Source organism: Nostoc sp. NZL, from assembly GCF_015714705.1.
Lineage (GTDB): Bacteria > Cyanobacteriota > Cyanobacteriia > Cyanobacteriales > Nostocaceae > Nostoc > Nostoc foliaceum_A.
In genome coordinates this window covers 33,809-48,612 of the sequence record NZ_WBKL01000080.1, presented here as the reverse complement: position 1 = coordinate 48,612, position 14,804 = coordinate 33,809, and the positions used below count along the sequence as shown (strand labels likewise).

The 14,804-nt window shown below is 43.2% G+C and carries 14 protein-coding genes and 1 rRNA gene; 1 reads left to right on the top strand and 14 read right to left on the bottom strand.

Annotated elements, in window-relative coordinates; genetic code table 11:
* The first annotated feature begins 55 nt into the window (after positions 1-55).
* Positions 56-173: ribosomal RNA gene (gene rrf / locus F8R90_RS12035) — 5S ribosomal RNA — on the top strand.
* A gap of 128 nt (positions 174-301) precedes the next feature.
* Here the strand turns inward: rrf and F8R90_RS12030 are convergent.
* The 14 genes from F8R90_RS12030 to F8R90_RS11965 all read right to left on the bottom strand — a co-directional run bounded on the left by F8R90_RS12030 (position 302) and on the right by F8R90_RS11965 (position 14,193).
* Positions 302-1,450: a hypothetical protein gene (locus F8R90_RS12030; protein ID WP_196510923.1), complete on the bottom strand. Its 1,149-nt coding sequence runs from the start codon at positions 1,448-1,450 to the stop codon at positions 302-304.
* A gap of 26 nt (positions 1,451-1,476) precedes the next feature.
* Entirely contained in the window at positions 1,477-1,704 is a 228-nt protein-coding gene (locus F8R90_RS12025) for a hypothetical protein (protein ID WP_190899707.1), read from the bottom strand.
* A 33-nt stretch (positions 1,705-1,737) separates the two neighbouring features.
* Positions 1,738-2,079: a hypothetical protein gene (locus tag F8R90_RS12020; protein WP_196510922.1), complete on the bottom strand. Its 342-nt coding sequence runs from the start codon at positions 2,077-2,079 to the stop codon at positions 1,738-1,740.
* A 757-nt stretch (positions 2,080-2,836) separates the two neighbouring features.
* On the bottom strand, positions 2,837-3,937 hold the full coding sequence (locus tag F8R90_RS12015; protein ID WP_196510921.1) for a Glu/Leu/Phe/Val family dehydrogenase: 1,101 nt from the start codon (positions 3,935-3,937) through the stop codon (positions 2,837-2,839).
* Positions 3,938-3,990: 53 nt separating this feature from the next.
* On the bottom strand, positions 3,991-5,616 hold the full coding sequence (locus F8R90_RS12010; RefSeq protein ID WP_196510920.1) for an alpha-keto acid decarboxylase family protein: 1,626 nt from the start codon (positions 5,614-5,616) through the stop codon (positions 3,991-3,993).
* 70 nt (positions 5,617-5,686) lie between these two features.
* The gene (locus F8R90_RS12005; RefSeq protein WP_190899705.1) at positions 5,687-6,256 is read right to left on the bottom strand and encodes a pentapeptide repeat-containing protein; all 570 of its coding nucleotides are present in this window, start codon (positions 6,254-6,256) and stop codon (positions 5,687-5,689) included.
* Positions 6,257-6,527: 271 nt separating this feature from the next.
* Entirely contained in the window at positions 6,528-7,859 is a 1,332-nt protein-coding gene (locus F8R90_RS12000) for a glutamate-cysteine ligase family protein (RefSeq protein ID WP_196510919.1), read from the bottom strand.
* Between the two features lie 20 nt (positions 7,860-7,879).
* Complete coding sequence (locus tag F8R90_RS11995) at positions 7,880-8,581, bottom strand: dienelactone hydrolase family protein (RefSeq protein ID WP_196510918.1); 702 nt, start codon at positions 8,579-8,581, stop codon at positions 7,880-7,882.
* A gap of 29 nt (positions 8,582-8,610) precedes the next feature.
* The gene (locus F8R90_RS11990) at positions 8,611-9,270 is read right to left on the bottom strand and encodes a phosphoribosyltransferase (RefSeq protein WP_196510917.1); all 660 of its coding nucleotides are present in this window, start codon (positions 9,268-9,270) and stop codon (positions 8,611-8,613) included.
* Between the two features lie 17 nt (positions 9,271-9,287).
* A complete protein-coding gene (locus F8R90_RS11985; RefSeq protein WP_196510916.1) occupies positions 9,288-10,220 on the bottom strand; it encodes a ribose-phosphate diphosphokinase in 933 nt (310 codons plus the stop codon).
* A gap of 8 nt (positions 10,221-10,228) precedes the next feature.
* Positions 10,229-10,981 (bottom strand): PRC-barrel domain-containing protein, encoded by a 753-nt coding sequence (locus F8R90_RS11980; RefSeq protein WP_196510915.1) that lies wholly within the window; start codon positions 10,979-10,981, stop codon positions 10,229-10,231.
* Positions 10,982-11,226: 245 nt separating this feature from the next.
* Entirely contained in the window at positions 11,227-12,402 is a 1,176-nt protein-coding gene (locus F8R90_RS11975; protein ID WP_196510914.1) for a carboxylate-amine ligase, read from the bottom strand.
* 165 nt (positions 12,403-12,567) lie between these two features.
* Entirely contained in the window at positions 12,568-13,746 is a 1,179-nt protein-coding gene (locus tag F8R90_RS11970; protein WP_196510913.1) for a M20 metallopeptidase family protein, read from the bottom strand.
* A gap of 15 nt (positions 13,747-13,761) precedes the next feature.
* Positions 13,762-14,193 (bottom strand): pentapeptide repeat-containing protein, encoded by a 432-nt coding sequence (locus tag F8R90_RS11965; RefSeq protein WP_196510912.1) that lies wholly within the window; start codon positions 14,191-14,193, stop codon positions 13,762-13,764.
* Positions 14,194-14,804 lie beyond the last annotated feature (611 nt).

The window sequence follows — 14,804 nt, the reverse complement described above, 5'->3', positions numbered from 1 at the left end:
TCATTTGGTTTCGCGTTACTGTGCAGTCTTCAGGGTCTCTGACCCAACAATATTTCCTGGTGTCTATTGCGCGGTGGAACCACACTGAACCCTTCCCGAACTCAGAGGTGAAACGCTGCTGCGGCCACGATAGTTTAGGGGTAGCCCTACGCAAAAATAGCTCGATGCCAGGATTCATTTTTATATCAAAGCCCCCTAGCTCATATCACAGCTAGGGGGTTTTTGATTTCAGGTATCTACTGCTAAAACAACACACTATCACCAAGTCGTTAGTGGACTACTAATTGACTAAGATATGCTTTTAGAGAATCTGTTCTGCAACTTCTATGCGTAGTAGCGATCGCACATTTTCGATTTGATTCACAATAGTTGCCACCGAAGAGCCAGCAAACAGCAGCCCTACAGCCGCCGGGGTGTTATTGACCAAAGTAGCAACCAGTGAACCAGAGTCACCACCGGCCGAAAGATTGGTGGTAACTATCTGATCCTTAAAACGAGCTATCCTCCCGTTACCATAGCCCACATCGACAGTGGCACTAATCGCCGTAATTCTACCGCTTGTGAAGTTTGTGGTGCGTCCAGTCTTATACACAGGCATCCCCACCGTTATATCCTGCTTGCGCCGCCAACCTCGCACGTAACCCAACCAGTAAATTTCCCGATCAAGATCATGGAATGCTCCTTCTGCGATTGCCGCATCAACAAGGTTGCGGTGCTGTTCTCTGGGAATTGTTGGCTCAAAGTCAATTGGAACAAATCGGTTCAACCGAGCGATGATATCTGTTGGAGCAGTCCCGCCATCAAAGGGGCCTGGTTGCAATATAGGATCACCTACAGCAGCATCGTTGCTATTAGCCAAGACATGATTATTGCTAAGAATATAATAGCGGGACGGGATACCTTTGCCATGTACGGGAGGGTTCGTAGAACCTTCTGGTAAAATATCGTACACGCAAGTAGCAATAGTACCTGCCGTAATCTTGAAATGTCCAACGCTGTAGCCTCCCTCCGCTGGACGGGCACGTTTAGCAAGTATCTCAATGCCCGCTTCTGGTATTTCAACCCTTTCAGTAACACGGTAAGTTCCAGTCACACCATTAGTAGGTTGTATAAGCTCAGTTCTCATCTGCGGTGGTTTTTGGCGTAACTCGCCCACTCCCGCGAAAGGATAACCGATTTCTAAAACATCAGTTTGCATATCTGCCAATGTCGATGGTACGAGATCAGCATCACTCAATTCATCTTTTGGCATCTTGTGAGTGACTAATGTCAACAAAGCTGGCTCACCCGTAGGCTCTCCATTCCGCCATTTTACGCCTACTCCAAGACCAACGACGTTGGGACGTAGCTGCTGTGGACTCATAAACTCTTCTACTGCGGCTCTGTGAGCTTTTTGCACCTCTGCTGTGTACTGTCCAGACAGTATCATCTTGTTTTCATCTAATTTCATATCAAATCTCCTGTTGATCTGGTTGTTTAGATTTGTGCTGTTACAATGCCGATTTCTTCAACGTCGGTTTCACATCCTTCTATAGACTTCGGGACAACCTCCTGCGGCTGTAAGTCGGACTCTGGAATTTTTTGGGTCACAAAAACCTTAATGACCGTCCTCCCATCCTTGTCACCAATGCCAACGCCTGTAACATTGGGTAGCCTCATCAGTTGTTCCTCATAATCCTGTTTGACGGTATTAACTTTGTTCATCGCCATCTCCCTTTTACAGAGAAAAAAGACTTGTTATTGCTGAGGCAATGCTTGAATGGCTCCTGTCACTTGTGTATCTACTTTGAATCCATCTAACTGCTTTGGTATTTGCTTTTTCAAGTTCGGAGATTCATTTTCTAAATACACTTTTATGCAAGGTTTATCTTCACATTCACTAATTCCCACACCTACTACACCATCAATACTCAGTAAATCAGATTCATATTGCTCTTTTATCTGTTCAATAGTTTGACTAATTGATACAGAATTTAACAAAAAAAAAGGTTGTTTTTCCTGATTCACGGTAAATAATGGTAAAAATAATAAACTTACTAGTGCTATGGTTATAAAAATCAATCCTAAAATTTTATTCATATATATTATTATTGGGAATCATTAAGAAAACCAATTTTATTTTTATTTAACATCAGGTCAAGACTTGTGAACTTTATTTGTCCAGGTTATAGCTATATCCATCTAATCTGTTACTAATTGACCTGTTTGACAGATGAGTATCTAAGCTTTAATTTGATATCTAAAAGCGACAAGATAAATGTAGCTATCTTAGGCTCTTAGTTCACAGTACGAAACCTATGAATCTGCCAGCATGACCTATAAATTTAAATTTCTACAAAAGTGCCAAGGCAATTTCTGTAAAAATTTACCCTATATCATCTATATACATAACTACTACTGCATGATATATTTTATTCTCAAGTAAAACCGTGTTAAAGTTTCTCTAATAAATTCACAAGGTATTCCTAAATAGTAGAAAATAATTTAATTAAATTATCAACCAATAGATATAAGTTTTGATGTACTTATATCTTTCTAAAGAATATTTTCAGGCTAAAAAACTACGCCTTTAAGATGAGGATAATTGATATTAATTTGAGCATGAACTAGTTATAAAATAGACTGAATTAAAATTCGTAAAATTTGGGGGAGAGGTAAAAGCCTCTCCCCAATTTTGGAATAATTTCCCCATACCTCGTACCTCGCCACCACATCCTGATAAAAATCTGATCCAAACTGAGGAATTATAGATGGCGTATACGTCTTAAAAAATTCCAAACAATCAATAATTAACAACCAATAAATACCTGTGAAATCTACTAGATTTTGTTTAAAGCTAAAAAATATCTTTCTTAGCAATACATGCCCGCCGTTGGGCAAGTTCCACGGCAATCTGTCGTGGTAGCCTGTCTGTTTGGGTAGCTTGTTCTAACACTAGCGTCGTATTGTGGCGAATTTCCTCGGCAATAGCCTCAAAAGCTGTTGTCTGATTTCCACCATCATACTCAACCGCAGCGCAGATTACGCCCCCTGCATTGGCAATGAAATCAGGTACTACAAGAATATTTCGTTGATGACATATCCTTTCGGCTGTTTCCGTGAACGGGATGTTAGCACCTGAGACGACAAGCTGAGTTTTCAAGCAAGCAACATTATCAGCATGAATGACATCAGGTCTGGCGGCTGGTATCCAAATATCGCATTCAATGTCAATAACTGCGTCCCGGCCTAGTTTGTCTCCCTGTGGATAGTCAATCACACTCTTACCAGAATTTTTAAGTTTGATTAACTGCTTTACATCGATTCCCTGAGGATTAAACAGCGTTCCTTGAGAATCTGCTACTCCTATAAGTAGCGCCCCTTGAGCAGCTAAGAAGCGAGCAGCGTGTTTGCCAACGGAACCGAAACCTTGAATGACAATACGACTACCTTTTAAATTGAGGTGACAAAACTTGCTTGCAACTTCTGTACAAACACTAAGACCAAAGCCAGTAGCGCCAATTTCATCTAAAGGGATACCACCCATTGCTCTTGGTAGTCCGACAGCCCGACCAATTTCTGATTTGATCCAAGCCATGCACTGTTCATCTGTTCCCATATCGGGGCCAGGGATATACTCTGTGATGTCCTTGATGGCACGGGCAAAAGTACGTATCAAGCGTTCCTTATCTGCCAAGGACTGTTTTGGGTCAGCTAAAATTGCAGATTTGCCGCCACCGTGGGGTAACTCAGCAGCAGCATTTTTCATGGTCATGGCTCGCGCCAGTCGGAAGACTTCTTCCGTTGTCACATCTACTGCCATCCGTACTCCACCGATCGCAGGGCCACAAGCAACATTATCAACAACGACAATCGCTTTTAAATCGGCTTCTCTTTCGTAGATGTGGATAATCTTGGCTGGGCCTAGATCATCAGCAAACCGAAAAATATTATCCATTGGAATTGGGGGTTGGGGACTGTCTGAATTACGAATTACGAATTCGTATGACTTTATCCTTTGAGAGTTTTGGCAAATAGTGCGCTCAATCTTTGCAAAGCAGGCGAAATATCCTCAGGTGAAAGACGAACATCAAGAATGCTGAAAATCTCGCTATCTCTCGCTAGATGTAAGGCTTGTTGTAGTTGTGTACCTGTGTGAATAACAAAGCCATGACCTCCCAGGACTTTTGCTAACTGGGCATAGTCAATTGTGGGAATTTTGACAAATGCCGCTTCTTGATGCCCCATCGCTTGGAGAGAAGCAAATGAACCATTATTGATGACAATGACAATTGGGTTCAGTCCTAAGCGTTTAGCTGTGAGCAATTCCATTCCTGTCATCTGAAATGCGCCATCGCCAACCAAAGCGATCGCCCGCCGGAATGGATCGGCTAATTGAGCGCCGATTACACCAGGAATTCCAAATCCCATACTGGCGTAGAAGGCGGGACATAAGAATGATGTGCCTTGCTGTGTCTGGATATCATCTGCTGCAAATAAGGTATCACCGACATCTGTCACCAGTAGAGTATTACTGTCAATGAACTGATTGAGTTCATAGAGTAATCCACTCATAGAAATCTTGCCCAAAGATGGAGCAACACGCGGTTTCATCGTTTTGATGCTAGATGAATTCCAATGAGGCAAATCTGGACTATTCAATAAGGTGGTGATGAAATCTTCAAACCTCACATTCGGGTATTCATGATGTTTAATAGCAATGCGCTCTGAGGTTGCATAGACTGTACAACTTGGATTGAGATGGGCGGTAAACATCCCCAAGTTAATATCAGTCATAAACACTCCCAACATCAGCACACAGTCTGATTCTTCAATAGTTCTTTGCACATTTAAATCCCCTGCTTCACCATTGTAGATACCGATGTATTGGGGATGTCCTTCAGGAAAAACAGATTTCCCTAACATGGTTGAGCAGACTGGTACACCGAGTTTTTCTGCCAAGGCTAGAAGTTGTTCCTGCAAGCCAAAGCGATGAACCTCTACACAAGCAATAATCACAGGTGAGTGCGATCGCTGTAACATCTCCAAGGTTTCTGCAACGGCTTCCGTTAAGGTATCTGGATCAGTGCGCTTGATTGGTGGTAGCAAGTGTTCTGACTCCGTAATCTCGGCATAAACCAGATCGCGGGGAATTTCCAAATAAACAGGACGCTTGAATGTCGTTGCATAGTCAAGGGCACGATGAATTTTCGTATCAGCTGTTTTTGGGTCAGTTAACGTTGTGGCGTAAAGAGTGACTTCTTCATAAACACGCCGTTGCGTATCGAAGGTTTTTACTTTATGGTGCAGTAAGTCATGCTCCCGCCGTTCCCGGATGCCTGGGCCACCACTTAAAATTACTAATGGTGATTTCTCCGCATAAGCGCCTGCTACAGCATTCACCATATTCAACCCGCCGACACTATAGGTAACAACCGCTAAACCTAAACCCCGAATCCGGGAGTAAGCATCAGCAGCAAAGCCTACGCAGGGTTCATGTGTCATAACAATGGGTTCAATCTTGCTAGCCGCTAGTGCATCAAATAGCGTTAGGGCAAAATCCCCAGGTATACCAAACGCGTGTTGTACACCCTGCTGGTATAAGATATCAAATATATGCGGTGCTAGTTGAGGCATTTTCTACCTCCCTAAAGACTGTTTTCTAAGAACCGACTATCAGCAGACAACTAATTTTCAGGTTCTAACACTATTTATGCATAGTACCGTCAGGCATAATTGTCCCAGTTAAAAAAGCTTCACTCATATCTGTTGCATTTAAATTGGCTCCAGTCAGGTTTGCCTCACTCAGATTTGCCTCGCTTAAATCAGCACCAGTCAAGTCAGATTCTCGCAAATCAGCTTTCCACATCCTGACTCCGCTCATTTTTGCATCACTCAAATTTACACGCTGCAAGTTTGCCGCACTAAGTGATGTCATATGCAAAGTAGCATCACATAAGTCTGCACCACAAAGATATGCACCACTAAGGTCTGATTCATTGAGGTTGGCTGTTGTGAGTGTCGCTTCACACAAATCAGCGCCACAAAAAATCACTTCAGATAAATTTGCGTGTTCTAGGTTCGCACCTTGAAGATTGGCTTTACACAAATTAGCTCCACTCATAGATGCTTTTGCTAGGTTAGCGCCTCTCAGGTCTGCTCTACCAAAGTCTACACCACCCAAGTGAACACCCCGTAGGTCGGCCTTTGGTAAGACAATACCGTGGAAGTTCCGTTCTCCTGCTGCATATCGATCTAGAAGTTCTTTAACGTCCATAACCTTAAGTTTTGAGTAAATTTAGTTGGAAAGCTTTGAACAAAAAACTAAAGATATTGATTTAAAAATCAAGCAGAATTATGTTCTTAATTTAAATACTAAAGCAAAAATATGAGGAACTTATGAGGAAGTTATACCGTTTTATATTTTGGATTTTGGATTGTGAAAGAATTACTGGTAAACGCTTTTAGCGCTTCATCTATCCAATCATTTCATACTTTGATTCAGCAAGGTTGTTTATTGAATTGAGATTCCATTAACGCTGCTGTAGTCAAAATCGTTCATCAATATCCAACGCTGCTAGGGGATTTTCTATATCTATCCATGAAACCTGGGCTTCTAGCTTGTCACAACACTCACGCACTAGACGTAAACCCGCATCTAATGGAAGTTGAGCAGTTGTCGGGATAAACTCTTGCAATATCCCGGCTTCTATTGTCTGATAGCGATCAAGGTCTTGGCTCAGTTTTGCCAGAAAATTTGCTCCTTCGCCAGTGTCCTTCATCGCAAACTGCAAAATTGAATCGACGTAAGCCTTAACTTTGGGATTTTTGACTCCCTCTGTAGCTGAGGTATAGAGCAATTCACCATTGAGATATTCAAAATCTGGTACATAAAGGTGGTTGCCTACTAATTTAAATATCTGCATTTCTTTAGCTGGTCTAACTGTTAAATTCTCTCGTCTGACTCGATTAGCCGCATTCTCCAACAGTGTAATTACAGCTAAAATAACTGAGGGATAGTTGCTATCTATACATCTTATTTCCACAGTGCCGAGTTTGTTGAGTCTAACTGGATTCCAAGCTGACTTAAGTAAGCTCCCTCCCGCTTCTAAGAACAAGTGAGGTTCGATTCCGGCTTTTTCTATCGCTTGCAGCCAAGCATAGTAACGAGCGAACTGCTGCTCAACTAAACCCTCGACACTTTCGGCATAAGGCATGAGTCCGCCGACAGGTTGTAAATTAGTATAAACTCCCTCCCAACCAAAGGTTTCGCTACCTCGATAACGAATTGTGTGCGCGGCTAGCCCGATCGCTTGTCCTTCATAAAAAGGACACGCCCGCGTCAGGGAAATGAGCGCTGAGTCGCAAGCTGTAGCTAAATTGTAGATATTTAGTAGTTCTTCTCGCTCTGTCGATGTCGAGTTGTAGGATACTGCAACACGAGGGTCAATTACTCCAGGCGGGACTTCCAAATGCAGATGTGTGCCAGTACATTTCCCGGCGTGCAGAAATCTTTCATAGCCGACAGTCCGCGCTTGGATATGATAGTTAGGGCGATCGCGCATCACTGGCATGATATGCAACGGATAGCTAGACAGGGGGTAAAGGCGTAAACCCATCTGTCGCGCCACAGCAAGCGCCAATTTGAGATTTTTGAGATAAACTCTTGCTAGCTCTGTAGCAGAATAGGCTGGTGGTGTGTTAATTTCCACCATACTTTTGACGAACTCCGGCACAAAGTAACTTGGATTTAAACCTTGTGCTTGCGCCATTAAGTGACAACCTTGCAAAAATTCATCAGCGCGATCGCTCAAATGACCAACTTCATCTACCAGAAAAAACTCTTGCTCAAGACCGATACGACGCTTGACTACATCCATCTAGACCTCCGCAATCGACTTTATACCCCATGATTGAGGTAGTGCGTAAACCATTCACTCGCCAGTCGTGCTACTGCTGCTAATGTACCTGGTTCTTCAAATAAATGGGTGGCTTCAGGAATAATCTCTAGTCGTTTTGGCGATGGGCTACGCCCCCCTGGAAGCGATCGCAACTGTTCTAGTGCATCCTCGTTCATTGCGATCACTGGCATATCGTAACCCCCAACAATCAACAATGTTGGCGCTTTGACATGAGGTAAGGCTGAACCAGCTAAATCCGGTCGTCCACCACGAGAGACAATAGCCTGCACAACTTCTGGGCGTTCTGCGGCGGCAACTAGAGCTGCACCGGCTCCTGTACTAGCGCCAAAGTAACCGACTTTTAGGTGTCGGGTGTCTGGGTTATGTACTAGCCAATCTGTAGCCCCAACTAACCGCGATGCCAACAAAGCAATATCAAAGCGTAAATGTCTTGTTCGGAGGTCAATTTCTTCTTCTTCCAGAGTCAGCAAATCAATTAATAAAGTTGCGAGTCCTGCCTGTTGTAAAACTCCAGCAACATAGCGATTGCGGGGGCTGTGACGGCTGCTACCACTGCCATGAGCAAATAAGACTATGCCCGTAGCACCATCTGGAATCACCAAATTCCCCTCTAAGTTAACTTCACCTGCTGTCACTAACACCCGATGTTCGTAGGGGTGATGTATTGATGTTCTATCCATGATGAATTAATTACGAATTACGAACTATTTCAGTCATTAGCTATCAAAAGTTTTTGCCTTGCCAAGAGTTCACTTACCTCTGCGTCGCTTATTTGCTCAAAATCCTCATACCAAATACCGATCGCATACAAATCCTCTGGCATAATCACACATACAACCTTATCTACTTCTGCTTGCAGTTCTTCACAGGTGGATGCCGCCGCAACCGGAACTGCTACCACAAGCTCGCGGGGGTGTTGTTTTTTCAATGTAGCGATCGCTGCTCGGATAGTAGCGCCCGTAGCAATCCCATCATCTACAAGAATAATGGTGTGATTTTTGACTTTTGGTGGCGGATGATTATCACGATAGGTGCGATCGCGGCGGTCTAATTCCCGCATTTCGATTGCTGCTACTTCATCAATAGTTTCTTTGGAAATCCTTAACCAATCTACGACATTCCCATTAATTACACGTACTCCTCCCATTGCTAAAGCACCCATTGCCAATTCCTTGTGTCCAGGTACACCTAGTTTCCGCACTAAGCAGACATCTAATGGTGCATTAAGTGCCTTTGCTACCTCAAATGCTACAGGCACACCACCACGGGGAAGTCCCAATACTAAAACATCTGGACGATTGGCATACTCTGTTAACTGGGCAGCTAATTGTTTACCTGCTTCAGTCCGATTAAGGAATATTTGCCGCATATTTTTATACCTCTTGGTTAAAATAAATCACTAATTGAACCATCAGCTTTAAATCGTTGAATAGCAGTAGCAATTAAAGGTGCAACAGAGACAATTTTTAATTGCTGCCAGTTGGTTTCTGTTGGTGTTACAGTGTCGGTGACAAAAACAGCCTGGATACTGGGGTGACTTAACTTAGCGCGTGCTTCCTTCACAAATAAACCGTGAGTAGCAGCAATAATGATTTCTGGACGTGCCTCAGCTTTGAGTAGTGCTTCAATGCTTTTAGCAAGAGTGCCGCCAGTGGAAATCATGTCATCGATAATTAAACAGGCATAACCTTTTACATCACCCACAACACGAGTTACTTCTGTTTCAGTGCTACTTGTGCGGTGTTTGTGTAGCACCACTACCGAACTATCGAGCTTTTGGGCATACTGTGTTGCCATCTGTACACGCCCCGTATCTGGCGATACAACTACAAAATTAGGCGGTAAATGATGGCGTATAGCCTCGCAAAAAATTGGTACAGCCGTCAAACTATCTACAGGAATCCGAAAGAAACCCTCAATTTGTGGGGTGTGTAAATCAAGTGTGACAACATGATTTACTCCGACAGCCTGTAACACTTCAGCCACCATACTGGCCGTAATTGGTTCCCGCCTACCGTGGCGTTTATCTGCACGGGCGTAGCCAAAGTAAGGAATAATTGCTGTAATCCGAGCAGCCGCAGCCCGACGACAGGCATCTGCAAACGCTAAAAGTTCTACTAGATGGTCATTGACAGGTGGTGCTGTGGATTGGAGAATAAACACGATCTTTTGGCGTACCGACTCTAGCAGGCGCACATTTACTTCACCATCTGGAAAACGTTCAACCACAGATTTACCCAAGGAAATGTTGAGTTTCTGAGCAATAGCGGCAGCTAAATCTGGGTTAGCTGTGCCAGCAAAAAGGATGAAATTGTCCATAATCAAGACTATTTGGTGATTTGCTTCCAGGCAGTATCTAAAGCAGATTTTGTGCGAGCGCCTGCACGGTAAATACTCTGTTGCAAACTATGCCATTGCTCTTGCAAAAACTCCGTAGCCTCTTGCAAGGCGTGATGTGGATGATTAGTAGAAGCTGCCACTTCGTCGCTAACTTCTTTGATTTTGACGCGGACAACTTCTGGTTTATCTTCAGGGGCAATCAGATGATGTAGGCGATCGCCTATTATATGTACCAGATGTTGTACCTGTTGTGATTTCTCACTTAAGAAACCCTTCAATCCGTCTGATTCACCCTGGAGTTGGTCTTGAACATTTTCACGGATAATTACTTTATCAGTGGTAATTTCCTCGACATCTTTGGGACACAGCACTGCTCTTCCACCATAAGGAGCCGCAATTTCTCCAGCCACAATGTAAGCAGCGATTTCTCCTGTTTGCCAATCAAATAAAAAATCTTCCACCCAGCCAAGGGTTTCACCTAGTGTAGATTCAATCTTAATTTCATGCAAGCACCGAAGATTTTCTGGAGTGTCAATCACTGGGGGATAATAAACTGAAACCGCACCCATGCCTACCCCAGCAATTCTCTCTACTGGCAGATACGCTTCTCCACCCGAAAAATAGGCAATACCCCCCGATTCATCCAGCCACACTTCCTCTACCTTGCCAAAACGAGCAGCTGTTGAGCTATCTATTTCTATCCAACCGATAATTTGACTGCGACGCACAACATTGAGCATACTTTCTCTCCAATACTCTCTATTTCTCTTGGAGTTTGATCGATAAACGCAGTGGCTCACCTTTTGCCACCTTGTTATTTAAAATGTTGACTCTACTTTGAGGTTAGAAACAAAATGTGAGGAAGACGTGAAGAATTATTTAATCTAAAATCGCAAGGCTCAAATCCCCGACTTCTTAAAGAAGTCGGGGATCTTTTTGTTCATGAATAATTTAGTAAGGTATTAAGAATTACCAATTGAGAAGGTTAAAAGGTTATCGAAGAAAGCTGATTATTTTCTGCCTCCTGTCTTGTTGTAATAGCTAATTCATCCTCCAACTCGCTGACTAAAGAAGCAACTACCGCCTTCACATAACCTGTCCTTGCAAACACTTGCCGTTGGCGAATATAACTAGGCCCTTCTGCTAATCTTTTTTCGAGTTGGAGTAGATATGAACTATTTCCCAGAGTATCGGCAGTTTCTGCTACTGCATTCAAGATATCCTTAACTATATTTTTGATGGGTCTGCTGTTGCCTTGTTCATCTTCGATGTAGTTAGCATCTAAACCCCACCGAGATGCTCGAAAGTAGTTTTCCTTCTCAATCAACCAAGGAAGAGGAGTTAACAGAAATCCTGCTTGCTTTTCTTGGCTGTGGTGATGTAAATCCACAATTAAAGAATGGACAAAAGCAGCCAGCATCATAGATTCTTTTACCGTTGGTTGAGCATCCATCACCCTAACTTCAAGGGTTCCTAAATCAGGCTGGGGACGCAAATCCCAATGGATATCACGGATAATTTCAAACATCCCTGCATATTGAGCAGTAGTAAAGAAATTAGCAAAATCTTGCCAGTTTTTAAAGCTGGGAGAAATACCATAGGTTCTCAACGATGATAAAAACCTTTGGCGATAAGAGGCAAAGCTTGTATCGTGACCCCACCAAAAAGGTGAACTAGCAGACAACGCCAGCAAAATGGGAAGATAGGGTTTGAGTCTGCCCATAATATCTATAGCTGCATCCCCAGATGGCATTCCTACGTGGATCTGAAGGGCAAAAGTCATCATTAAGCCCGCGAGATAGCCAGATGCAGTTTGCTGGGTGAGATATCTGGGAAGAGGGGTGATAGAGGCAAAGCGATCGCAACATGGATGAGTCCCTGCTGTACAAATTGTCATGCCCAGTTCTTGGCATCTGGCTTTGAGGTCACTGAGAATTGAAACGATATTTGCTTCTAACTCAGGGATATTTGAGCAGACTTTAGAGGCAACCTCTACCATAGCTTGGTTAAATTCTGCCTGAACGAAAGAGTTGTCAGGAGTTTGTTCCAAAAGCGGTAAAATGCCATCTACCAATTGCAGGGTATCAGAATTGAGCAATTGCAACTCAATCTCCATACCGAGAGAGAATTCGGGAGAGCTTTTGAATTCTATATCACCCATATCATTAATAATTCGTAATTCGTAATTCGTAATTCGTAATTAGGTACTAGTGGTCTGTCCCATTAATTTTGAGGGGGTTGAGAAACGAACCGCAAAGGACGCAAAGGGCGCAAAGGAAGAAAAATTAAGAATGAGTTTACCGATCATATTTAATGAGACAGACCACTAGGAATTATTTGCATATTCTGCGATCGCCTCTCTAACCACCCGATCAAAGAAGGCTGCACCAACTTTCAATGCTTCTTCGTCAAAGTCAAAGGAAGGACTATGCAACGGTATATTCTCACAACCCTGTTGGCAAGCGCCAAATCTGACGTAACAGCCAGGAACGTGTAATAAGTAGTAAGAAAAATCTTCTGCCCCCATGCTGGGATGATCCATTGCGACCAATCCCTTTGAACCCAATAACTTAACTACAGCCCGTCGGGCAATTTCCGTTTCTGTTTCTGTATTGATTACAGGCGGGTATCCGTGGCGAATCTCTACCTCTACCCTCGCATTGTGCAGTTCTCCAACGGCTGTGGCTATGCGCTTAATTCCATCAATGAGATAGTTTTGCACCTCCAAATTAGTTGTGCGGATCGTGCCTTGCAGAGTTGCTTCCTCGGCAATGACGTTAGCTGCACTACCTGCTTCTACTTTGCCGATGGTTACTACCGAGGGATAGGCTGGGTTGATTTCTCGTGAAACTAGGGTTTGCACAGCCATAATCAATAGTCCAGTAACAACTACGGCATCAACAGTTTCATGGGGTCTGGCTCCGTGTCCACCTCGACCTTTAACGTAAATGGTAAAGCCATCAGAATGGGCAGTGATTGCTCCCTTAGCAACCATAATTTCTCCCACTTGGTAGTGACGGGTAACATGGCCGCCAAAGATGGCATTCACGCCTTCTAAAGCACCGGCTTGGATCATGACTTTAGCCCCAGCACCCTTTTCCTCAGCAGGTTGAAAGATAAAAACGACATTTCCCGGTGGTGGGTTCTGCTTGAGTAAAGCTGCTGCGCCCAACACCATCGACATGTGACCGTCGTGACCGCAGGCGTGCATTTTGCCTGAGTTGAGAGAAGCAAAGGGCAACCCCGTATTTTCTTGTCCGGGGAGGGCATCCATATCAGCCCGTAGTGCAATTGTAGGTGCTCCTTGTCCAGCATTCATCAGCTTGGCAATGACGCCACTACCTACCCCGCCATACCAAAAAGGAAGACCTAGACGCTTGAGTTCATCTATAACGATCGCTGCTGTCTTTTTTTCCTCAAATGCCAGTTCAGGATGACGGTGTAAATTCCTGCGCAATTCCACCATTCGAGGGAAGACTTTATCGGATGTCAGGATTCTAGTCATAACATATCTCCTTCCTTATTCTTCCAGGCATATCATCTTGGCACTCACAGGGTCAAAATCCTCTGGAAAAACTGTGTAACTGTCATATTTGGCTGCGTTCAGATTAGCGCCGTTTAAGTTAGCTCCCCTCAAATCTGCGCCCCGCAGGTCGGCTTCACTCAAATCGGCTCCAACTAATTTATCTTTAAATAAGTCTGCACCACTGAGGTTGGCTCCTCTGAGGATGGCTTTTCTTAAGAAAACTCCACTGAGGTTAGCTCCACTCAAGTCTGCTCTACTAAGTTTGGCTGCATCCAAGTTGGCTCCACTCAGTTCTACTCCTTCTAAATAGGTTTCTTGTAAGTCAGCTTTAGATAACTCGGCGGCTCGAAAGTCTCTTTCGCCTGCTTCATACTTCCTTTTGAGTTCATGAGCGCTTTTCACTGGTTGATTAGATAGGTTTTGCATAGTAAATTCACCAGTTTTTATAGGTTGGGAGTATGTAATTGCCTAGGTGCAATGCGGCTCACTTGTTATGGCTTTAATTTGATGCTAAGAGAGAAATTTGAAGAACTTGTGAGGTAGTTTTGCTTTTCTCACAATTTCCTCAATTTTATTGATGATCAGCTTATAACCTTGGTATGCGATTTTCAATTAGTTATTAAGGACATTAGCAGCGAATTTTTATTATTTAGAGTTTTAATTCGCCAAAAATAGGCTATTTATTTAATTTTACATGAATTTTAGAGTCCTAAGTGACTGTCTCTACAAAGCATTCATTAAATTGCTCAAATCCTCCTATTGTTGAACTTTTGCCTGCCGAAATATTATATTTTATTTGTATATAGTTTTTTATCGTTTATTGCCTGGTATTGGCTTTTAGATAAATAATAGAAATTAAAAGTAGAGTGTTAATAATTAAAGTTCAAAATCCGAATATATATTGACTACTGAGCTTTAATTGCTGCTGTATATACAGCAGACTGTAAGTTCGTGAAGTACAGAATCTAGGTCTAAAAGACCGACAGAAAGCCTGTTTTACATTTGCCTTCTCATAATGAATTGTCCTTCCAGATTGA